25 protein-coding genes are annotated in these 20,619 nt (G+C 59.1%); 8 read left to right on the top strand and 17 right to left on the bottom strand.

Features of this window, described 5'->3' with window-relative positions:
• The first annotated feature begins 189 nt into the window (after nucleotides 1-189).
• Nucleotides 190-1,371 (top strand): type IV secretory system conjugative DNA transfer family protein, encoded by a 1,182-nt coding sequence (locus IT41_RS17610; RefSeq protein WP_083398670.1) that lies wholly within the window; start codon nucleotides 190-192, stop codon nucleotides 1,369-1,371.
• 176 nt (nucleotides 1,372-1,547) lie between these two features.
• On the opposite strand, the gene IT41_RS17605 is transcribed toward IT41_RS17610, so the two are convergent.
• Both IT41_RS17605 and IT41_RS20975 read right to left on the bottom strand, forming a co-directional pair.
• Nucleotides 1,548-2,225, bottom strand: a complete 678-nt coding sequence (locus IT41_RS17605; RefSeq protein ID WP_036743836.1) for an SOS response-associated peptidase — start codon at nucleotides 2,223-2,225, stop codon at nucleotides 1,548-1,550.
• 53 nt (nucleotides 2,226-2,278) lie between these two features.
• Complete coding sequence (locus tag IT41_RS20975) at nucleotides 2,279-2,593, bottom strand: hypothetical protein (protein WP_139221770.1); 315 nt, start codon at nucleotides 2,591-2,593, stop codon at nucleotides 2,279-2,281.
• A gap of 72 nt (nucleotides 2,594-2,665) precedes the next feature.
• Between IT41_RS20975 and IT41_RS17600 the strand changes: the two genes are divergently transcribed.
• Nucleotides 2,666-3,868 carry a DNA polymerase Y family protein gene (locus tag IT41_RS17600; RefSeq protein ID WP_036743834.1) on the top strand — a complete coding sequence of 401 codons (1,203 nt, stop codon included), beginning with the start codon at nucleotides 2,666-2,668 and terminating at the stop codon, nucleotides 3,866-3,868.
• A gap of 5 nt (nucleotides 3,869-3,873) precedes the next feature.
• On the opposite strand, the gene IT41_RS17595 is transcribed toward IT41_RS17600, so the two are convergent.
• From IT41_RS17595 to IT41_RS17530, 15 genes are read right to left on the bottom strand one after another with little or no spacing between them, the layout of a single operon-like run.
• Nucleotides 3,874-4,185 carry an H-NS histone family protein gene (locus tag IT41_RS17595; RefSeq protein WP_036743846.1) on the bottom strand — a complete coding sequence of 104 codons (312 nt, stop codon included), beginning with the start codon at nucleotides 4,183-4,185 and terminating at the stop codon, nucleotides 3,874-3,876.
• 57 nt (nucleotides 4,186-4,242) lie between these two features.
• Nucleotides 4,243-5,304 carry a TrbL/VirB6 family protein gene (locus tag IT41_RS17590; RefSeq protein ID WP_036743832.1) on the bottom strand — a complete coding sequence of 354 codons (1,062 nt, stop codon included), beginning with the start codon at nucleotides 5,302-5,304 and terminating at the stop codon, nucleotides 4,243-4,245.
• Nucleotides 5,305-5,306: 2 nt separating this feature from the next.
• Entirely contained in the window at nucleotides 5,307-5,795 is a 489-nt protein-coding gene (locus IT41_RS20970) for a hypothetical protein (protein WP_139221771.1), read from the bottom strand.
• Nucleotides 5,788-6,798, bottom strand: a complete 1,011-nt coding sequence (locus IT41_RS17585; protein ID WP_414811561.1) for an ATPase, T2SS/T4P/T4SS family — start codon at nucleotides 6,796-6,798, stop codon at nucleotides 5,788-5,790. The genes IT41_RS20970 and IT41_RS17585 overlap by 8 nt, the downstream gene beginning before the upstream one ends.
• Nucleotides 6,799-6,800: 2 nt before the next feature.
• Nucleotides 6,801-8,207, bottom strand: a complete 1,407-nt coding sequence (locus IT41_RS17580) for a TraB/TrbI/VirB10 family type IV secretion system protein (RefSeq protein ID WP_036743830.1) — start codon at nucleotides 8,205-8,207, stop codon at nucleotides 6,801-6,803.
• On the bottom strand, nucleotides 8,204-8,917 hold the full coding sequence (locus tag IT41_RS17575) for a TrbG/VirB9 family P-type conjugative transfer protein (protein ID WP_074948206.1): 714 nt from the start codon (nucleotides 8,915-8,917) through the stop codon (nucleotides 8,204-8,206). The genes IT41_RS17580 and IT41_RS17575 overlap by 4 nt, the downstream gene beginning before the upstream one ends.
• Nucleotides 8,914-9,618, bottom strand: coding sequence for a VirB8 family type IV secretion system protein (locus IT41_RS17570; protein WP_052081747.1), 705 nt, complete (start codon nucleotides 9,616-9,618; stop codon nucleotides 8,914-8,916). Before IT41_RS17570 ends, IT41_RS17575 begins: the two co-directional genes overlap by 4 nt.
• Before the next feature lie 7 nt (nucleotides 9,619-9,625).
• The gene (locus IT41_RS17565; protein ID WP_036743828.1) at nucleotides 9,626-10,408 is read right to left on the bottom strand and encodes a type IV secretion system protein; all 783 of its coding nucleotides are present in this window, start codon (nucleotides 10,406-10,408) and stop codon (nucleotides 9,626-9,628) included.
• A gap of 1 nt (nucleotide 10,409) precedes the next feature.
• The gene (locus IT41_RS17560) at nucleotides 10,410-11,594 is read right to left on the bottom strand and encodes a lytic transglycosylase domain-containing protein (protein WP_139221772.1); all 1,185 of its coding nucleotides are present in this window, start codon (nucleotides 11,592-11,594) and stop codon (nucleotides 10,410-10,412) included.
• Nucleotides 11,551-11,781, bottom strand: coding sequence for a hypothetical protein (locus IT41_RS17555; protein WP_139221773.1), 231 nt, complete (start codon nucleotides 11,779-11,781; stop codon nucleotides 11,551-11,553). The genes IT41_RS17560 and IT41_RS17555 overlap by 44 nt, the downstream gene beginning before the upstream one ends.
• On the bottom strand, nucleotides 11,771-14,149 hold the full coding sequence (locus tag IT41_RS17550) for a VirB4 family type IV secretion system protein (RefSeq protein ID WP_036743823.1): 2,379 nt from the start codon (nucleotides 14,147-14,149) through the stop codon (nucleotides 11,771-11,773). Before IT41_RS17550 ends, IT41_RS17555 begins: the two co-directional genes overlap by 11 nt.
• Complete coding sequence (locus tag IT41_RS17545) at nucleotides 14,139-14,417, bottom strand: VirB3 family type IV secretion system protein (protein ID WP_036743822.1); 279 nt, start codon at nucleotides 14,415-14,417, stop codon at nucleotides 14,139-14,141. The genes IT41_RS17550 and IT41_RS17545 overlap by 11 nt, the downstream gene beginning before the upstream one ends.
• A 5-nt stretch (nucleotides 14,418-14,422) precedes the next feature.
• Nucleotides 14,423-14,740 (bottom strand): TrbC/VirB2 family protein, encoded by a 318-nt coding sequence (locus IT41_RS17540; protein ID WP_036743821.1) that lies wholly within the window; start codon nucleotides 14,738-14,740, stop codon nucleotides 14,423-14,425.
• Nucleotides 14,737-15,357: a lytic transglycosylase domain-containing protein gene (locus IT41_RS17535; protein ID WP_036743819.1), complete on the bottom strand. Its 621-nt coding sequence runs from the start codon at nucleotides 15,355-15,357 to the stop codon at nucleotides 14,737-14,739. Before IT41_RS17535 ends, IT41_RS17540 begins: the two co-directional genes overlap by 4 nt.
• Before the next feature lie 25 nt (nucleotides 15,358-15,382).
• The gene (locus tag IT41_RS17530; RefSeq protein WP_139221774.1) at nucleotides 15,383-15,838 is read right to left on the bottom strand and encodes a hypothetical protein; all 456 of its coding nucleotides are present in this window, start codon (nucleotides 15,836-15,838) and stop codon (nucleotides 15,383-15,385) included.
• 206 nt (nucleotides 15,839-16,044) lie between these two features.
• Here IT41_RS17530 and IT41_RS17525 point away from each other — a divergent pair, with 206 nt between their 5' ends.
• From IT41_RS17525 to IT41_RS20965, 6 genes are all read left to right on the top strand, one after another.
• Nucleotides 16,045-16,617 carry a recombinase family protein gene (locus tag IT41_RS17525; RefSeq protein ID WP_036743816.1) on the top strand — a complete coding sequence of 191 codons (573 nt, stop codon included), beginning with the start codon at nucleotides 16,045-16,047 and terminating at the stop codon, nucleotides 16,615-16,617.
• On the top strand, nucleotides 16,614-16,895 hold the full coding sequence (locus IT41_RS17520) for a hypothetical protein (RefSeq protein WP_036743815.1): 282 nt from the start codon (nucleotides 16,614-16,616) through the stop codon (nucleotides 16,893-16,895). Before IT41_RS17525 ends, IT41_RS17520 begins: the two co-directional genes overlap by 4 nt.
• Nucleotides 16,896-16,996: 101 nt before the next feature.
• Nucleotides 16,997-17,608 (top strand): hypothetical protein, encoded by a 612-nt coding sequence (locus IT41_RS19595; protein WP_231564817.1) that lies wholly within the window; start codon nucleotides 16,997-16,999, stop codon nucleotides 17,606-17,608.
• A gap of 319 nt (nucleotides 17,609-17,927) precedes the next feature.
• Nucleotides 17,928-19,166: a replication initiation protein RepC gene (gene repC / locus IT41_RS17510; protein ID WP_175496453.1), complete on the top strand. Its 1,239-nt coding sequence runs from the start codon at nucleotides 17,928-17,930 to the stop codon at nucleotides 19,164-19,166.
• A gap of 11 nt (nucleotides 19,167-19,177) precedes the next feature.
• The gene (locus IT41_RS22100) at nucleotides 19,178-19,642 is read left to right on the top strand and encodes a thermonuclease family protein (RefSeq protein WP_074948210.1); all 465 of its coding nucleotides are present in this window, start codon (nucleotides 19,178-19,180) and stop codon (nucleotides 19,640-19,642) included.
• A 69-nt stretch (nucleotides 19,643-19,711) separates the two neighbouring features.
• Entirely contained in the window at nucleotides 19,712-20,098 is a 387-nt protein-coding gene (locus IT41_RS20965) for a hypothetical protein (protein WP_139221775.1), read from the top strand.
• Nucleotides 20,099-20,619 lie beyond the last annotated feature (521 nt).

Genomic DNA, 20,619 nt, shown 5'->3' with positions numbered 1-20,619 from the left:
GAAATGGCGGAGGCTCGACGGTCGGAACCGCCTGCCGGAGGTCATCAGCGGGGTTGAGTTCCGCGACGGCGTCCGCCACATTCAAGCTGCCGCCTGATCAAGCGTCACCAACTTTCGAGCATATCTCCGCCGACTTTGGGTGAAATCTATCGGCTGGCCTCGGCCGGGGGTGACAAGCAGAAGCAATACATGAGCTATGCCGACAAGGTGCAAAGCCCGGCCGCGCGACTCTTGTTCGAGAGGCTGGCATCGACCAATGACCGCACTCTTACGTCCTATCTGTCGCTGCTGATGACCTCGGGCCTTACGCTCTGGTCCAACCCCGCTATCGACCGGGCCACCGAGACGAGTGACTTCAATTTCCGAGACTTCCGCCGGCGGCCGCAGACCGCCTATTTCATCGCGCCGCCCCATGACAAAATCCGCGCCATCGCTCCACTTGTGCGGCTGTTCTTTTCCGATCTGCTGTCCAGCCTGCATGACCACATGCCCGGACCAGACGAACCGTGGCGTGTCATGATCATGCTCGACGAGTTCGACATGTTGGGGCGGATGCCGAGCGTTACCGACAGTATCAAGACCCTTCGGGCCTATGGCGGCCACCTGGCCGTGGTGACGCAGACGATCCCGGCGCTGGACAAGATCTATGGCGAGGATACCCGGCTTTCGCTCCAAGGTGGCGCGGGCATCAAAGTTTATCTCGCACCAAGCGAACAGCGCACCAGGTCCGAGCTTTCGGCGGCAGTCGGCAAAACCACGCACCGCGTGGTGTCGAAATCCAAGACGGTCGGAAAGGGACCCTTTAACGGGATCAACATTTCCGAACGAAACGAGGAACGTGACCTCCTGACCGAAGACGAGGCTGGGCGGCTCAAGCCTGACGAGGTGGTCATTCTTGCCAACGGCCAGCATCCCATCAAGGCTTGGCGGATCAAGTATTTCGAGGACCGCGTTCTGAAGCCGATCTTCGAGAGCCAAACCGGCCCGCTGCCCGCCCCCGATCCGAAAGACCACCAGTTGCGCGATGTTCGCGGCGATCTGGACCGCGCCAATCACCGCATCGAGCAGCTCGCGGCCAAGATCGAGGCCGATGCGCAGAAAAGAAGTCGGGTGCGCGCGGTTTTGCCTGCGGACGCCCTGCGGGCAATGGTGAAGAACAGCCCGGATCAACCTGCGCCAGCGCAGGCGGCACCAACGCCGGCACCGTCAGCCCCCATGCGGAGGCGGCGGGTGACGATGGCGGTTCAGGCCGACAAGCTTCTGCGGACGAGCGACGACGCCGTTGAGGCGCTACGGTCTGCCGCTCGGAAGGTGAACGGTATCGTGCCGCCCCCGGATGACGATGCAGAGCCGATGGCAGCGACAGCATGAAAGAGCGGCCTACGGGCCGCTTTTTTCATCGAGCAGAAACGGATTGCGAGATACATCGGCCGGCGCGGGATAAACTCGGAAACACAATACAAATCCGCGCCGGCTGATATAAGCTTTTTGTCTGTTCCTGACGCAAACGGCAACTTATCCTTTTGGATAGACGTATAGCCGTTCCTTCATTTCTCACCCTTATCAGTCAACAGTCCGACGCCCTGTCTGGCTATGCGCATTTTCTCGGCCGGGAAGGGGCGCAGCAACTCGGCCGCCTCGGCCGGCGAGCCATACAGCCAGGTCTCGTAGTCCTCGGGATCGAGGATCACAGGCATCCGTGTCGGATGGACCGGCTCAACCAGCTTGTTGGGCGAAGTCGTCACCATCGTGTGCGTGGTCCAATCGCCTTCATCGCCCTCGATGCCGGGCTGTCCGCCTCGCCACAGGCCCGCGAAGGCAAAGAGGGGGCGAGGATCGGTCCCGGTCAGAGCAAACCAGAAATCTTCTGCCGGATTGCGGCCCTTTGCCTCCCGGAAGCTCGTTCCAGGGATCAGGCATCTACGGTTCAGAAAGCTATCTTTCCAAAGGCCGGATTTGGTAAGCTTGTCGTCGCGGGCATTGTTCCAGGCGTCCGGCTTCAGCGTCTTGCCGGTCTTGGCCGATACCTTGGGCGTCAGGAACCCCCAGTGAGCCGAGACCAGCTCGCGGGTTCCGTCTTCGCCCAACCGAAGGATCGGAGCTTCATATTTGGGCCAGATGGCGGGAAGGGGTTCGGCGTTGCCCAAATAGTCGCGGGCCGGATCGACGGCAAAATGTCGGCGCGTGCTGTCCTGGCTCGCTAACATCGCATAAAGGTTGCACATCGGCCTCTCCTTTGCTTTTCAGCCTGCGAGCGGAAATGCGGTCCCGTCAATGCCTATCGCAATCGACCGCCATAGGCTTCGGCCAGCAGATCGGCAACGCGGGCAAGTTCTGCCACGCGCAGCGTCGGCGCTGTGATGGCTGCTGCGCGCGCCCATGCCGCGCGCAGCATGGCACCCTTGGGATGGTCACGACTGGCGAGATCGAGCGCCGGGCCAACATCCGTGTCTCGACCCGGATCATGCTGCCCGGCACGTCGCGCGGCGCGCTTCAGTGTTTCGATGGCATGTAGCAATTCTTCCCGGCCCGCGATCTGTTCGGACCACGAACCGCCGAAGGCGACATTGCGAAGCTGACCAGACCTGTCCATTTTGCCCCCTTGATGCAGGAGAACAAAGATAGAACATAAGGGACAACCTGCCTATCCGCGAAATCTAGTGCCATGCCCCCTTTCCGCGTCCTCTATCTCGATATGAACTCGTTTTTCGCTTCGGTCGAACAGCACCTCGATCCGGCGCTGCGCGGTCGGCCGGTGGCGATCACCGCCGTCGATTCGGATGCTGGCGCCTGCGTCGCGGCCAGCTATGAGGCGAAAGCCTATGGCGTGAAAACCGGGACGCGGGTGGCAGATGCGCGCCGCATGTGTCCTGGCATCGTCTTTCGGCCGAGCCGCCACAGGCTCTATGTGCGGTTCAATCTCGCCATCGCAGACGTGTTGGACCGCCACGCCGAGCTGACGCATATCCGCAGCGTGGACGAATTTCAGCTAGCGTTGTCGGGCGACGCGCAGTCCCTAGACGGTGCGGCCGAGCTGGTGGCGCGGCTGAAAGCGACAGTGGCGGCCGAGGTCGGGCCTTGCCTGCGCTTCAGTGCTGGCCTTGGACCGAACCACTTGCTGGCTAAAATCGCCGGGAAATTAGAGAAGCCGAATGGATTCCAGTGGCTTAGCGTCGAGAATATGCCAGATCGTATTGCGCATCTGGCGCTGGACGATCTGCCTGGGATTTCACGCGCCATGAAGGATCGACTGATGCGCGCAGGCGTCTATGACGTGCCCCAGCTCTGCCAGCTCGATCCGCGTCACGCCCGGTTGATCTGGCGATCTGTGGAGGGCGAGCGTTTTGTTCGGATGCTTCAGGGGATGGATATTCCGCTGACCGCGACGCAGCGCGGTGGCTTCGGGAACAGCAAGATCCTGTCGCCGGAGTATCGCGATCCACGGCGGGCCTACATGGTCGGACGCTGGCTTGTCGAGAAGGCCACCGCGCGGCTGCGCCGCGATGGCCGCGTTGCCGGCCGGTTCAGCCTCACGGTGTCCATGCTGGCCGGGTCGGTCTGGTCGCGGGGGGTGAGCTGTTTCCCGACACAGGACAGCGCCTTTTTTCTGCGGCTTCATCGCGCTCTGTGGAAGGCGCTTTGGCGCAACGGTCGCCCCGGCCAGGTCATAGCCGTAGGAGTCCAGCTTGGGGACGTGTCGCTGCTGGCCGAACGCCAAGGCGATTTGCTCAAGCCTTTGGGTCCGTCTGAAAAGACACGCGGCGAACAGGTGTCCGCCGCCGTCGATCAGATCAATGCCCGGTTTGGTGACGGCGCAATCCGCTATGGGATCAATGCGCCGCATCCGGGTTTTTTCGAGAGGGGGTAGGGCGGTCAGATCGCCAGATCGTCCAGACTGCGGCCCTCATCAAGTCTGGCTTGCACCCACCGAGGCTTGCGCCCCCGGCCACTCCAGGTCAGCGTCTTGTCGTCTGGATCGGCGTATTTCGGGGCGATAGCGGGTTTCGGCATCCGCGCATCGCCAACGAGATCCTTCAGCGAAAACCCATACTGGCCAGCCGCTTCCTTTGCCGCATCAAGGGCCTTTTGCCTTTGGCGAGCCTCATAGGTCTCGATCTGTCGGCCCACCTGCTTCTGTAGGTCGCGCAGCTCGGCCAGTGTCATGGCTTCAAGGTCGATGTTCATCCGCATCTCCAATAAAAAGGGCGGCCCACTGGCCGCCCCTTTGTCCCTCGGGGATTTCTATTTGCGTAGGAGCCTCGCACGTTCCTGCATCCGGTTGAGAGTCAGCGCAACCCCTGTTGAAGCCCTCTGGACGGCAGGAAGGGAACCAATCGCCTGCCCTGCACGCCCAACGGCGTTCTGGCCCCGGAGTGTCTGAATGGGTGCCGCTGCTATGCCACGCGCAGCGCCGAATGAGCGCATCCCGGCTGTTGCCATCGCGCCCAAGCCACCGGCGGCGAGACGACCGGCAGCAATGACGCCGATTTGTTGGAGGTTCCCCGAAACAGAGGATACCAGCATTGGAAGGAATGCGATGCAAAGAACGATCAGGGCTTCAAGGATTAGGAAGGGGATAAAGGCACCAATGCTACCGAAACTGTCGGTTCCAATGTCCGAGATCATCTTGTTGCCCATCCCGATCATGATGGCGAAGATCGAAGCTATAAAAATAGGATAGAGCGCCCAGCTTACGCACGCCGAAATCCATCGCTCGAAATAGTTTTTGGTGTTGTCGAAGAGCGTCATGGCAATGGCTATGGGGGCCAGACCCAAGAGGATTGTAATAACAACCTTCGGAAAGAGGATCATAATTGCAGAGGCCGCACCAATTAGCACAATTCCCACCGTGCAGGTAAAGCCGACAAGGCCGCCCATGAACCAGCCGCCAAATTCTGACGCAATGTTGGTAGATGCCGTTGACAGGTTGACCAACACACGGTCGATGGACGCTCCAAATCCATCTGCCACAGTTGATCCGCCCCATGTTTCGCCCGCTGCATCAAGTATGCGTGCAGCGATTGCCTCGATAGCTTTTTGAATGCCGCTCGCAACTTTCCAAAATTCATTCCAATTCCAGGCAAAGATACCGATCAGCGCAATCTTTATCATCAGACCGATTGTAGCCTGCCAAGAAATTGGTCGAAACTGCATCATCATGTTGATGCCAACGAGGGCGACAGCTATGACTGCCATATAGCCGACGAGTGTCCCGGAAGCAGTAACCAGTGACAGAAAGGTATTTCTTGCCACATCTGTTAGGAATGATTCAGCGGTGGTTACAATGTAATCGACAATGCGCATGGTTACTGTTTCCTAAATGCTGCACAAACATCTAATGCTGGCTTATTTAGGTCGCCCGCTTCAAATGTTTTTTCATCTAAGATTTGCAGAAGTTGGTTTTTGTCGATGCCAGAGATAAGCTGAGTAAGTTGCTCTTCGGCTTTGTCCCAGCTTGGATATTCTGTGCTGCATTCGCAAGTTTGCGTGGAAATGATTTCGCTTTTCCTGCCGATGTCGTAGAGCGCGATAAGTAGAGACACCTTGTTCGTATCCCTTGGTCCAGCATTTTTCACCCAATCTGGACGTGCAGGCTTTACACAGCCTGCCCTTGTGACGCCTGCCCCGGTGCTACGCTCGTCTATGTCCGGTATGGTCATGTCGATCTGAGGCGTGTGTTCACCTAGGACGGTTTCTGCTTTTGGGGATGCGGCACCGAGAAGGCTCACGGCCGCTGCCACACCCAGACTGACTACTGCCACGCCCCCGATAACGGTCATCTTCGTGCTAAACATCTGTGGGGCCTCCGTGGTCGATGCTGTCAGGCAAGTAAAACTCCAAGACGCCACGATCACCGCCAGCCCGACCAGTCTGGATCACTACGTCAATCGAGCTTTGGATGTAGCGCAGCGTATCGGCATATGTGAGCGGCAGTTCTGCCTTCAGGGCCATGATCGCCAGCTTAGCCAGGGCTAGCTTTGGCGTCTCGGCATGGATCGTCGTCATGGACCCGCCATGCCCCGTATTGATCGCCTCGATGAAGGTCATAGCCTCGCGGCCGCGCACCTCGCCCACGATCAGTCGATCCGGTCGCATCCGCAGGCACGAAGTTAGCAGAATGTCCGGCGTGCGGGCTTTGCTGTCGCGATCAGCAATCAGCGTCACCACATTCGGTTGCGCGGGCACCAGCTCGGCCGCGTCCTCAATGGTGATCATGCGCTCATGGTCCGGCACGAACGAGAGCATTTTACGAGCAAAGACTGTTTTCCCGCTGTCCGTAGCCCCCGAGATCAAGGCGTTCATCTTTCTGTCCACGATGAAGCGCATTGCCCCGTCGATGTCGCCGTCCCCGGCCAGCTTCTTCAGATGCTGCTTCATTTCCGCACGGGCATCATCCACGGAATATTCGTGGCCGTGCAGGAATTTCACTTCGATCTGATCCAGCGGGAGCGTCGAAAAGAACCGCAAGGAAATGGCTGCACCCTTCAGGACAGCGGGTTCGCTGACCACCTGCGCCCGCACAGGGCGGCCCCGATACTCAACCGAAGTCGAGATGATCGGGGACTCCCGACCAATGGTCAGCTTTCCGGCGCTGGCAATGTGGCGGCCGAGATCGCTGACCTCGATGCGGGTCATGGGCGCGCGGTCCATCGGCTGCATGGAAGCATCGCCATGCTCAAGGGACCATATGCGCCCATCGGGGTTGATAGCGATTTCAACCAGCTTGGGGCTGTCGATGACAGCCCCAATCCGCGAAAGCGCCTCGTCAAGATAGCTGCCGTGGCTCATGTCGTTCATGCTTAGAAAATCTCCAGGTCGCGGTCCACCATGACAGTGATCCGGGTGCCCTGGGGGACCGTGATCGTCGGCGGCATGTTGATGTATTTTCCGATGGCCGCGTCCGTCGCGCCGCCCAGGGCGTCAGTCACCCCGGAAACAGCCTGGGTGCTGCCGCCGCCCGTCGAGATCGTGACGCCGCTGCTGTCGTTGCCGTTATCCTCGATAATCGCAGGTATGGCCGAGATTGTCGAAATGAGCGCCGCAGCTCCAAACCGCTTGAGGAAATGGTTGTTGACCTTGCCGGTTGTTCCAGACCGGCCCAAGGCGTCGCCCCCGAAGGAGCTGATCTGCACCGATTGGTTGTCGGGCATGATGATCCGTTCCCATGCGACCAGAAGACGGCTCTGCCCCGTATCCACGTCAGAGGAATAGCTGCCGATCAGCTTGGAACCGCGCGGGATCAGGACGCGCGATCCATCATAGGCGACAACATCGGTCGTCACCTGACCACGGATCGGACCTTCGAGCGTGGAATCTATGGCCGTTTCGAGGACAGCCTGAATCATCGTCCCCTGCGTCACGGTATTGCTCGGGTTGACGATGATTTCCGCGCGCTGCACCTGCACTGGCCGACCGGCATTGCGAACGAACTGCGCGTCATCGCTAAGTTTCGCGGCCTGTTGTTCTGCCGCAGGGTCGCCGCCCATCATACCGCCGATCGCACCCGCCGCCTCGCTGCCGACGCCGCCACCGCCTATGGCGATCATCGAGGATGTGAGGCGCTGCTGTTCAAGCTGGGCAGCCTCGTCAGCCGCCTGGCGCCGTTGCGCAAGAAGATCTTCGTTGCCGCCGGGGGCAAGACTTTGCCCGCCCTGAAGGCGCAGCATGTCCATTTCGTTGTTCAGACCAGCGATTTCCAGATCACGACCTTGGATCGCATCCTGCAACTCGCGCTCGCGCGCCTCGGCCTGCTGCCGGAGCTGGTCGAGTTCTTCGCGCATCGCCGCCAGGGCGCCGTCATCGACTTGCGGGGCTTCGGCCTCGGCCGGCTGGTTCTTCAGTCCGTCGATTTGCTCCTGTAGGCTACGGATCAGATCGACCACTTCGCTGTTGTCGCCTGTCTGCACCGGCTCTGCCTCGGGTTCGGGGGCAGCTTCCGGCGCTGGTTCGGCCCGTTGGGGGCGGGCCAGGTCGCCAAAGCCGCTTCCTTCGGTCTGAAATTCGCTGGCCTGCCTGATCGGCAGATCGCCCTCGCCCTCGGGCTGCGAATAGACATAGACGGCCCCGGCCAGGACGGCGGCACCGCCAAGCATGAGAGCCATTTTCCCCGCACTCGGCTTCGGCTTGGATTGCACCGGCCCGTCCGCTTTCTCGCCCTGAAGTTCAGCGAGGCGCTTACGCAGGGCATCGTTTTCCTGATCGCTCATTTCACCAACCTCACAGCTTTCATCATGCCGACAGTCGTTTCCACCTGCCCCAAGCGAAGCACCCAAAACGGGCTGGTGCCGGTGACACGAACGGTTCCGTCCGCCATGGTCGTGGAATTGACAGTGATTTCCTGCCCGGTCGTGACCTTGAAGATGGCAGGCATTTCACCGTTGCGGCGGAATTTGAAGTAGGTGAATGCGCCGTCATCCCACACCTGCGTTGGGCTGGCGGCATTAATGATGTTCGCGCCATAATCATGATTGGATGGCCCTCGAACGATCTGACGATTTGCAGGGGTCGAGCTGCCCGAGCCGCGCGGATAGGTGAACCGAACGACGGAGAATTGCGCCCTCGGGGATTCGGAAACCTCGAAATAATACTGCCGCTTGTTGGTATAGACGTTGATGTTCGTCGCTGCGCCGCTGACAGTCGGCTTCATCACGAAGGCGCTTCCGCCTGGCACAGCATCGAAATTGAAGCTGACCGTATCGCCAGCGATCACGGACGTGATCTGTTCATCGGGGCCAAATTCTACCGACGTCACCCGGCCCATTTGGGTCTGAACCCGATACACCTGACCGTCTACCCATTGCGCATAGCGCACGCGGGAGTCGAGATTACCAGCCCTGGGCGTGACTTCCGCCAATGCCGAAGATGCGCCAAAGCCTGCGGCAAACATGCCGATGGCAAAACCCAATGCGAGCTTCATTGGTGATCCTCCAACCTGTCAGAAGCAATGCCGTATTCGTAAACAGAGAAGCCGAAGGGATTGGTCCAGACTTCATCGAGAGAGCGGGCCTCGGTCGTTTCGTAGCGGAAAGCGAGCGTCACCGTGAAAAGCCCCTGGGTCACGCCATCGTCGTCGGCCAGGCGCTTCCTGATGCGCACCGTCGCTCGATCTTCCGTGATCAGGGTGACGGAGAGGACTTCCACGTCCATGCGAGCGCGCGGACCATATTTCCGCTCGGGATAGTCCGGGTTTTCTGACGACCAGAGGCTGCGCATCGACTCAAGCGCCGCGCCCGAGGATCTTTCCAGGACGGAACGCACCCGCACATCGTTGTCGAGCTGGTTGAAGGTTTCGCGGTCCCGGACATAGGAATAGACAAGCGACTGCACCACGGCATCGCGCTGCTGAACCGAAATCGCTTCCAGGTTCACCATCGGCAGCGCCATCCCGGTTGAGGGATCGAACGGCACGAGGACGGGTGCCGGCGTTTCATGGCTTGCCGCCACGATAGCCGCCATGATGCAGCCGAAGCCGCCGAACACCCAGCCTGCGGTCCCGAATTTCTTCCAGAACGCTTCCCGGCGGGCCGCACCATAAATCAACTCTTCCTCGATCACACTGGCTTGTTCCCTAGCGACGACTGGCGTGGCTTTCGCCTTTTTGTTCTTGAAATTGAACATTATTGCCTCACTTCATGTCCGGGATGGTGAAATCCATCATCTCTTGCTCCTGCGCCCAGGCGCTCGCCTGAGACACATCCGACATGCCCATCCCGTAGCTCTGCATGGCGAGAAGCTGGTTGTTCAGGATCAGTTCCTTGACCGCTTCGCCCATCATCCTCGTGTTAAGGTCGATGGCCTCTTTGATGCCTGTCTGCTCGGGAATCTCGCCAACCAGCGTGTCGAGACGCTGCAAGCTGACGGCGCTTTCGCGCTGCACCGTATCCGCGGCGGCCGCGACGACCGCGCCTGTCGTCGCCTGCGTGGCCGCCCGTTGCTGCCCCACATCGGCCGATTTCCCCATCTGTTCGACGCGCGCGGGATCGAGGCCGGCCTTGGTCATCGTGGATTGGGCAGAGGACTTGATGGCCGTCCGATACCCCGAGGACAGCCCCGACCAGTCACCTGCCGAGGCCGATGAGGCGGTCTGAAGGATGCTGGTCATCTTGGGGTCCAGCACCTTGTCGAGCGCGCCGCCCATGAGAAGGCCCTGAATATCGGCCTTCCCCGTCAGGACCGCATAGATGCCCTGAAGCTCGCTCGTCTGCTTTTCCAGTTCAGCAAGCTGGTCAACCAGCTTGTCGAGCATATCGGTCTGGATGCCGTAGTCTTCCAGCATCCGCTTGATCTGGTTGATCTGCTGCGCGATGGACTGGGTATCGACGGTAGGAACGCCTTGGGCATGGAGCGCAGCCGGCGAGGGGAAAGCAAGGCCGGCACAGAAAAGAAAGTGTTTGATAGCTTTCGGCATCTTACAGATCCTCTTGTTCGAAATTCATCATCTGCCGCTCTTGCGCGTAGGCCGAGGCCGCCGCGATCTGTTCGGCAGTAAGGGGTTTGGAACGGGTGGCATTGAGACGGGTGCGCATGACCAGAAGCCGGGCGAACTCCGCCCGAACATAGCTGTTCAGCGCCATAGCCTCGGCAGCATTCGCCGTCTTGTCGATCCTGGACATGACTGCATCGAGGCGCGTCATCGCCACCTGCATGTCCTGCATGACTTCATCGGCGTAGACCGCCGTGGCGCCGCCGGTCATCGCCATTTCAGCGTTCGCCATATACGACGCCTCGATGGAGCCGATCTGGTCGGCAGCACCAAGTTTCGACATATATTCCCGGTATTTGTTCGGGATAACCGTCACATAGTTCTGCGTTTCCTTGAACGGCGGGACGCCGCCGTGCTTCTGCACATTGCCCGGCCCGGCATTATACGCGGCAAGGGCAAGGATCATGTCGCCGCCGAAGCGATTGAGTTGCTGGGCCAGATAGCGCGCACCACCAACCGCCTGCACATAGGGATCATGTTCATAGGTGCCGCGAATGCCGAGGTCGGAGGCGGTGCCGGGCATGATCTGGGTAAGACCATAGGCCCCGACTGGCGAACGGGCATAAGGATTGAAACGGCTTTCCTGCCATATCAGGGCTTGCAGCCAGCATCGCCACTGGATCAGCGACAGGCCAGCGTTCTGAAGGTGGTGCGTGTCCTGTGCGGCGCGGATGATGATCTGTTCGACGCTTTCCCGTCCATCACTGAACAGACGTTCAGCGGCCGCGCTGTTCTCGGCCCGGTAAGCTGTCCCTGCGGCATCCGCAGCGCCGGCTTCGCCTTCCAGTTCCGAAACCATGGCAGAGGTATCAGCACCGCCATTCGGCAGCGTCATACCCTCTTTCACAGCCTCAAGCTCTTCACGCTGCCGCTGTTCGGCTTCGAGCTGTTTCCTCGCTTCCTCATCCTTCTGACGTTGAAGCTCAAGGTCCGCTTCCATCTGGGCCGTTATCTCGGCTTCCTTCGCGATCTTCGCCGGGTCCACGACCGGGACGCCCTGCGCGAACGCCGATGTAGAGAGCAGCATTGCGATCAGCCCGCCGAAGGCAGGTCGCGCAAAAGATGAATTATTGCACGACATTGTAAGGCCCATCTTCAACCGCACCTTCATAGACGCCCACCTTGCGAACGGCGTCCTGACGAGACTCGGCCCACAGTTCGGGCAGCGGGCGCAGATTGCAGGTCAGATCGCCCCGTGCCGTGAAGCATTTGCTTTTGATCGGCTGCGATTGGGTTCCCGCGCAGGCCGACACGGCAAGGGAGGCCATAAGGGTCAACAGAACATGCTTACGCATCATCAAATCCTTTCCAGAAATCGGGGCGGGTGCGATAATCGGCGCCAACCAGAGCTTCACCGGCTTTCATGCCGCCGAGGATCGTCAGGAGTTTGCCGAGTGCCGACAGGTCGGTGTCGATCACGTGGGAGCCGTCATCCGCGCGAAGCAATGCGACCCGCGACCCCGGATTGACCCCCATAAGAATTTCAAGCTCTTTTTCGTTCAGACCGAGGCCGTCATAATCCGAAACCGATGCCTCTTTGTTCGGCAGCATCATCTTGCTCGGGAGAGCCTGTAGAAGCGTCCGGCCATGCGCAGAGGCATTTAGCTGGTGCGCAAACTGCGTCATCATGACAACGACAGTGTTCTGCTTTCGCGCGGTGACGAGCCAGTTTTCAATGCGCGCGGCGAAATAGTCGTTGTCGAGCGCCTTCCAGGCTTCGTCGATGATGATGACCGTTGGTTTCTTGTCCTCGATCTTCCGCTCGATCCGGCGGAAGATGTATGACAGCACCGCCATCCGCGCCTTGTTGTTCTCGCTGTCCAGAATATCGGTCAGGTCAAATCCGACGAATTGCCCGTCCAGCGAAAAATTGTCCTCGCGTTCTCGCCCGAAGATCCATCCGAACCTGTGCCCGTCCGTCCATTCGTTCATCCGGTCGGCAAGCGCGCCGCCGTCAGGCGTGGCGGCAACGAGCTGCGCAAATTCCGTCCAGGTCCGAAGGTTGAGGTTCCGGGCTTCCGCGTTCTGTCGCACGGCGGCGCGCACCGCGCGCGACTGCTCGGGCTGCAACTGACCGTGGCCGCTTTCCATCAGGTGGATGAGCCAGTCGCTCAACCACTCTTGGCCGGCCGTGTCCGTTTCCACCCAAAGGGGGTTCAATCCAGTGCGTTCGCCGGCGCGCAGCTCGGAATATTTTCCGCCCAAGGCCCTGACTGCCATTTCCATGCCGCGCCGGTAGTCGAAGACGAACACCCTGGCGCCGACGCGCTGTGCTTGCGCTGCCAAGAACGCTGCCTGGACGGATTTGCCCGACCCCATGCGCCCGAGGATGAGTGTGTGGCCGTTGGTCGGTTCCTTCGCAGGATCGCCTTCCTCGTGAAAATTGAAGCGGTATGCGCTGCGGGTGATTGTGGGGAACCATGTGATCGGCGTTCCCCACGGCACATTGCCGCCGGGCTTTCCCATCGCGGCACGATGCAGCGCAGCCATGTCGGCAAACTGTTCGTTCGTGATGGCCCCTTCGCGAATGCGATAGGCCCGGTTGCATGGATGCTGCGAGAAATAGACGGTGCGCGCAGTATAGCCCTGCGTTACCATCTTGACCCCTGCGGTCACGGCAATGTTGCGGATTTGCGAGCTGATTTTTGCGAGTTCATCTTCGCTGTCAGCATAAATTGCGACCGCCATCTGGTGATGGCCGAATGTCACTTCACCGGACGCCAGCCGGTTTTGCGCTTCAACAAGCGCATTAACCAAGTTCTGTGCCTTGTCATTGATGGCTTCACGGCGGCGAAGTTCGCGCGAAAGCCGTTCTTCCATAAGGCTGTTGTTGATCGGCGTGAAGTAATTCGACACCACCATATCAACCGGAAGATCCAGCTCATCGAACATGGTCACGAAGGATTCGCGCGGATATTCCTTGATACTGTAAATCATGCCGACGCGATCTGGCAGGCTTCCGCCCGTCAGGTAGATCTTGTCGCCCTTGAAGGTGACGCGGGTATTCGACACCGCCTCGGCTACTGTCCGGTCAAGCGTGCTATGGAAGGTCGGAACCTCGATCCCGGTATTGATGCTTTCGAGGAAGCCCAGCAATTCGCCGCTCGATGCCGTGAGAACGCGAGGCTCCATGTTCGACAGCGCGGTTCGCAGAAACTCAACTACCTCGTGAAGCTGGACCACCTGTGCATTGACCTGGCTGGCAAGCAGTTCGCGCGATTTCTTCAGGCTGAACGGGATCTTGGACAGCACATCGGGGCGCTTGATGACGGTGATCGTGATCGTGTGTTCGCGCAGGTTTTCCCGCTGCATGTAGCCCTGCCAGCGCCGGTCAATCTGCGCCGCGAAGCTGTCTCCTGCGACGGGCGGCAAGGACGTGTCTATCCGACGCGAAACCTTGTGGACCGTATAGGAAAACTTGTCGCCGGTCTGCGCGATCACGCTGGCGAAAATATCTTTCATCCTGTCCAGCATTTCATCGGCAACAGTCAGACTGTTCAGGCCAGAAACGCGAATGCACTGGAAGAACTCATTCCCTTTGGTGCGAATGGTATGGTCATCGACCAGCGAGACATAAGGCAGCTTCGATGCGACGGATTCCTCTTTGCGGACCCATTGCGGAAGAATTTCCAGTGCGGCCGGGCCGATTGGCAAATTACGGTTCATAGGAATCAGCCCCCCAATGATCTCTGTTTTTCGTGCGGCGGGTTTTCTTGCTCACGATGGTCACAACATCGAAGAAATGGGGGTCCCATTCGGCTGCAAGCCAGAAAGCCGGGTAAATGAGGGCCGAGACTGGAATCATCCAGAAGCTCTCGGCCCACACAAATCCGATGACGGACCCTGCCATCCAGATCACGGCATAGAACATCGGCAGGCCCATGAGGCGAGGCGGACGGATGAGACCGAGAAAGAGCAGGGACCGTCTAACCATGGCGGTTACTTACCCCACATGGCGTTGACGATGGTTGCTGCACCCGCGACGATGGCGATGCCCGCGACGACATAAACCACGGTGCGGAAATCCACATAGCCCATCAGCCATGCAGCGCCGATGCCGATGACGGCGAGCGTTGCCATCGCTTTGCCGAGCGGGCCGGTCAGCGTCGTGGCGATGCCAGTGAGGATATTCGTGATCGGGCTCAAATTGATCGTGCCTGCGGCCAAGGCAGGCGAAGTGCTGACGGCGACCACGCCGGCGACCAGCACCATGAAAATTGCAAACTGCCAGGCTGAAACCGGCATCATCTTTGTCATAGCATGTCTCCTGACAAACGGTTGAAAATGGCCATCACCTTGCGGACGTGGCCGATGGTTTCCCGATACGGCGGGATGCCGCCGTGGCGTGAAACAGCTTCCGGGCCGGCGTTATAGCCGGCCAGGGCCAGCTCTTTCGTGCCGAAGCGATCCAGCAGAGAGAGCAGGTAGCGGGCAGAACCGTCGAGGTTCTGGTGCATGTCGTGGGGGTTGACCCCAAGAACGGCGGCCGTGCCGGGCATGAGCTGCCCCAAGCCGATGGCGCCAACGTGGCTGCGGGCTTTCGGGTTGTAGGCGCTTTCGACCTCGATGTTGGCGCGGAAGAAGAAGCGCCACTCATTGACCGTCAGGCCAGACTTGCGCAAAGCCGGATGACCGCCATAGCGCATGGCCGTGCTTTCAATGGCGTCGATAACCTCCGGGCGTCCAACTACACGGCGCGGCACCGAGACATCGCCGCCCGGCCGCTCAAGAAGCGTCTGGGCGTCTTTGGGAAGTGATGCCTGGCGTTCCGCTTGGGGAATAATCGGACTGCCGTGTGCCCCATAATGTCGGGCGAAACTTGAACTTTGTTGCCTAAACTGAAAACTGCCGTCTGATGATGGGACGAGGACCATGCCCTCGGCCCACCCCGGAAGTGGATTAAGTGTCGCCGCCGCCCACAGGAGCGCAGCTACCGTCTTTGAAAACCTCAATGGATTGTCCCTCTGTCGTCGGCAACGCGACGGTCGGCAGGCCCCAGCTCATGAGCTTGGACATGACGCCGAGAGCCGTTCGCGTGACTTCCGGTTGAATTGTGAGCTTCAGGACAAGAAGCCGCCTTGTCTTTCTGTCCGGGGCGACCACCTGGAAACCCCACTGTCCTACAACCGCTGTGCCTTTTTTCGACACGGTTTCAAGACATTCGACAATGACGGAACCGCCTTCTGCAACGACCTCCTTGACTTGATCTGACACAATCACTGGCGTTGTCGCTCTTTTCATATCGCGGCCCCCTGCTGCTTGACGGGAGCCTTTTGCACCATCTTCATGTCCGCCGCACCAATTCCGGCGCGGTGTAACATGTTCACCGTAACAATAAATGTTTTTGTTGGTCAAGACCTGTTTCGCACTTTGCCCGACAGTTATGTTCTGGCTATAACAGGTCAACTAGCAGCGCCCAGGGGTTGTGTCACGAGCGATTTGTCTGTGCTCAAAAACGACCGTTGACGCAACCACGCCAAAGGTGCTGCAAAACCCATGCGGCGCATGAGTTTTGAGACATGACCAGTTCAGACGCCGATATGAGACAATGAGGCAGGAAGATGGCAACTATCGGATACTCGCGGGTTTCGACCACAGGTCAGGACCAGCGGATGCAGATCGACGCTCTGAAGCTGGCCGGTTGCGATTATGTCGTGACCGAGGTGGGCAGCGGCGCCGCGGAGAAGGCGCGACCGCAGCTAAGGAACCTTCTGGATAGCCTGTCGCCAGACGACACCCTGGTTGTCTGGCGGTTGGACCGGCTTGCCCGCAGCGTCAAAGAGCTGACCGAGATCGCCAATGATCTCTCAGCCCGAAAAGTAAGCCTTCGATCCTTGAACGAGCATGTAGACACCACCAGCCCACATGGCCGGATGATCTTCCACTTTTTTGCGATGCTTGCCCAGTTCGAGCGGGATCTTATTGCCGAGCGGACACGGGCTGGCCTCGAAGCTGCCCGCGCGCGAGGCCGTGTAGGGGGACGAAAGCGCCTTCTCACCCCAAGCCAGATCCGTCAGGCGCGGTCATGGCTCGATGCTAAACAGATGACCCAAGAGCAGGCCGCCCGCGCTTTGGGGGTCAGCCGCGCCACTTTGGCGCGTGGCTTGAGCGGTAAACCGGAGGGAGTGACATGAGCCGAAGAACCGCCGTAAGCTGCGTGATCCTGTCCATGATGCTGTCTCTTGCCGCTGAAGCCGCGCCACAGCCGTTGCATCTATGCGCGCCACCGGCCGATCCTATTGAAGATCAAGAACTCTTGGCCCGCTACAGCATGACGCCTCAAGAGGAATATAGCCGCTACTTCGATGACCTGAACGCCTACTTGCTGTGCCTTCAGAAATCCCAGGCTGACATCATTGAACAAGGACGGTTCTGGCATGACCGCTACATAGAACTGTTCGGAGAGGGATAGAACTGTTTTGTAAGGTTGATACTTGTTATATTCGCACCCGTGTCCTAACACTCCGCCTTATTACAGGAGCTTTTCAGATGAGATCGAAGCTATTTGCTGTGATGCTCGGGGGGGCGGCCACTGTGGCAGCCGCACCATCCGCCAGCGCATATCCCATTGATTGCGCAATCCTTCTCTGCCTTGCTGGCGGGTTTCCGGCATCAGCGGAATGCTCGGCCGCCAAAGCCGAGTTTATCCGCCGGATCACCCCCTGGCCCATCGAACCGCCCTTGCAGCTATGGAACTGCCCCATGCGCAGCAGCGGAGGCATAAGCGTTCCTGGCATTGGCGCAGACGGCCTCACTGACGATGTTCGCAGGTATCGCGACGGGATCGAGATCTATCACGTCCAGATGTATTACCACAAACGCGGTGGCGACAACGAATACATCACCGACAACACTGTCGTCGGTGAATATCAAGCGAATGGGGATTTCCGATGGGTCGGAGCGAGTTACCAGCACGGCCCGGCCTGGCTTGCGGAAGCATCCGGGGGAACAACCTACACCCGGACGATTGGTGGCTGCGACGATGACCGCCCCTGGCGCGTCGGACGCACCTGTCCGCCTTCGCAGACAGTCACGACGAACGATCACATGGGACGATTGCGCGGTGTCTTCATCCGCTACCAAGATCATTCTGGCGCATACCACGTTGAAGGCGTTCGCTACTGAACCTTGCGCCCAACCGCGCAAGAACACACTAAGAATTGCCGCGCCCCCCCATCTGTCGTAGGGTTCGCGGTTAAAAGCACCAAAAAAGGAGCAGAGCAGAATCAGGAAAATCGACCGCCCAAAGTAAAACCCCCCGCGCGGGGTCCGCACGAGGGGGGGCTTGGTTAGGTAACACAGGTTTGGCGACCTGCATTGCTCACGAATGTTACGAGCATAGTTACTTCCCCGCCCCCGGAAATCAAGAGCAAAAACGCATTTGTGCGAACGGATGCGACGTGCCTGCGGCCCTGCGCCTCACCAGATCGAGGAGCAGAAGAACATGAGCAGATCAGCGGCTGCGGCCGTGAACCACCAAACACATCCATGTCTGCCTACGGGCATGACCCTAAGCCACGTCATCGAGCTGATCGAGCGGGTCGGGCGACACATTGGCTTGGGAGCCAGGCGCCGGGAGGCGCTGTTGCGGATGATCCGTCAAACGGCGCCGACCGATTGGACTTCAGCTGATCGCGATCCCGTCTGTTTCCGCCCGCAGCAGGACTTGGCCCAGGACCTCGGCATCACAGACCGGGCAATGCGAGCGCATGAACACGCCTTGGCGCAACTCGGCCTTGCGTTCATCGACACGACAGCCAACGGGCGACGTTCGGGAAGAATGCTTCCCGGCGGCCGCCGTCTTGGCGTGAATTTCAGGCCCATGATCGAACGGATCGGCTGGCTGATGGACCTGGACGAAGCCCATCAGGCAGCGATACGGCGCATTGTCGCCCTTCGCCTAGAATGCTCTGCGGCGAAGCGCGACGCCCGGCAGATGGTCGAGCAGTTGCTTGAGATGGACCCTCGGCACCGCAAACTGCCGGCCTATCTTCAGCGCATGGCATCATGGCCCCGTCGCTACAGCTCGTTCAGATGCTCGGAGGAACTGGACGCGCATCTGGACGAGATCAACGAGCTGGTCGATGACGTTAGAGCTGACCTGCAATGTCATGATGATTCTTCCGGCAGGGCAGAATCCCAGATTCCGGCAATACTAAATACAACTCCAAAGATTCTTGAACTTTGTAGCGGTTCCTCCGCCATAAAAGGGACGGCCCGCAAGCGGCCCGACGACGACTTTCTTAAGTCTGCGCCTAACGGCGCAGAATGCAGAGAAAAAAGTATCGGCGGCTTAAGCCCTGCTGGCAACCCCGACGATCTGTCCTGGCTGACCCCCGAAAAGATCAGATCCATTGCAGGCCAGAATTTCCGGTTCTGTCTCGATGCCATTTGCCCTGTTGGGGAACGGATGACAGACAGGCACCTGCGAAGCGTTGCGATCATGCTCCTGCCGGACCTAGGCATCAATGCTTCAGCTTGGGAAGAAGCCTTGCAGGTATTCGGCTCGATGCGCGCGGCATTGGCTGTGCTGATCATCGACGCCAACCGAAATCATCCGACGCATCCTATCCATAGCCCAGGGGGGGCACTTCGCGCGTTCACGCGGTTGCAGCTCGCCGGTAAGTTTAACCTATCCGGGTCGCTTATAGGTCTTGTCGAACGATCTAGGGCAGAGCCGTGAGAGCCGGCCTGATGCTGATGGCTGTGGTTGCGCTACAGTTCGCCACGCCGGTAATTGCCGGTCATGTCGCCGGGCGGGCCGGCGTGATCGACGGCGACACAATCGAGATCCATTCCCAGAGGATAAGGATTTCTGGCGTCGATGCCCCTGAAGCCGGGCAGGTCTGCTACAGCCCTTCCGGCCGACAATGGCGCTGCGGCCAGAGAGCTGCCCTCATGCTTGCGGATCATATTGGAGCTGGACCAGTATCATGCAGGACCGAGGGCCAAGATCGGTTTGGGCGCTGGCTGGCAAGATGCACAGCACACGGCCAAGACCTGGGAGAATGGCTCGTCCGCAACGGGTGGGCAGTTCCATATTTCGACCACAACCACGCATATGCCGAGGCACAGCGCGCTGCCAGGGCGAGCAGAGCGGGAATCTGGGCAGGCCAGTTCACATTGCCCAAAGACTGGCGGAAATTGCAGCGCAACTAAGACGCAAATGCACTTGTTTGCGCTGTTGAATGTATATACATTGATTGTCGCAACAAGAGGCATCTTTCAATGGCAACGCCGATTTTACCCATAAGAATGCCGATTCCGTTAAGACGGGGGCTGGAGCGTGAGGCGGAACGTAGCGGAAGATCGCTCACTGAAATAATCATCGAGGCTGTTCAGCAGTCCGGGATCGAGCCGGTCGTTCATGAAGACGAGATCGCGCCTGAAGCTGTCCGGGTTCCGCCCGCATTTTTTGACTTTCAAGCGCAACATGGCGGCGTGCCGGTGCCGCTTGCGAGGACCAGCAAGCATGTCAGCCTGCGTCTGGACGATCCGGCGTTGCCATCTTTTGTCGAGGGGGCACGCCGGTGTGTGGCGGATGAAAGCCAAAGTCTTGGTTTGCGAAAGTCTGCACGAGCCACAATCAATATATTGGAACGATTAGATAAATAATATTGTGTTGCTAATATGGAGTCGAGGAAATGAGCTGGAACAAGGTTTCTTGGAAGATAAGCAGGCTGGTCGTTTTATTGATTGGAATATGTGTCCTAGCTGAAATCGCAGGGCAAATTTTTGACTTTTCCCGATCTGTCGGCCAACCAGTTTACTCCTCGGTCGTGTTCGCAGCCTCAACCCTGGTTCTTGCGCTGCCTCTCTACCTGGTTTGGAAGGCAATCTTCACGAATGACCCATACTCAAAATAACATCCTTGACCCTGACCTCCTGCGACCCATAGCTGGATCCACTTGTCTTCTAGCGACGACAAGCAAACTGCCGCGCCTTCGGGCGCGGCTCTTTTCGTTCAGCTTGTCCACCCCGGTCCTTCGACCGGGGCTTGCAGGGCATGAGCGAGACGCCATGTGTGGATGCCCCGTTTAATGCAAGTCGGTTGTTTGCTCGCTGGCGGAGTGATCGGGTGCGTTCATGTGTAAGGCCTGTATAGTGCGGCGATTCACATGCCGCTGGCCGGGATG

It is taken from the genome of Paracoccus halophilus (assembly GCF_000763905.1).
GTDB lineage: Bacteria > Pseudomonadota > Alphaproteobacteria > Rhodobacterales > Rhodobacteraceae > Paracoccus > Paracoccus halophilus.
The sequence above is the reverse complement of the archived record's forward strand: the minus strand, read 5'-3'. Positions and strand labels throughout refer to the sequence as shown.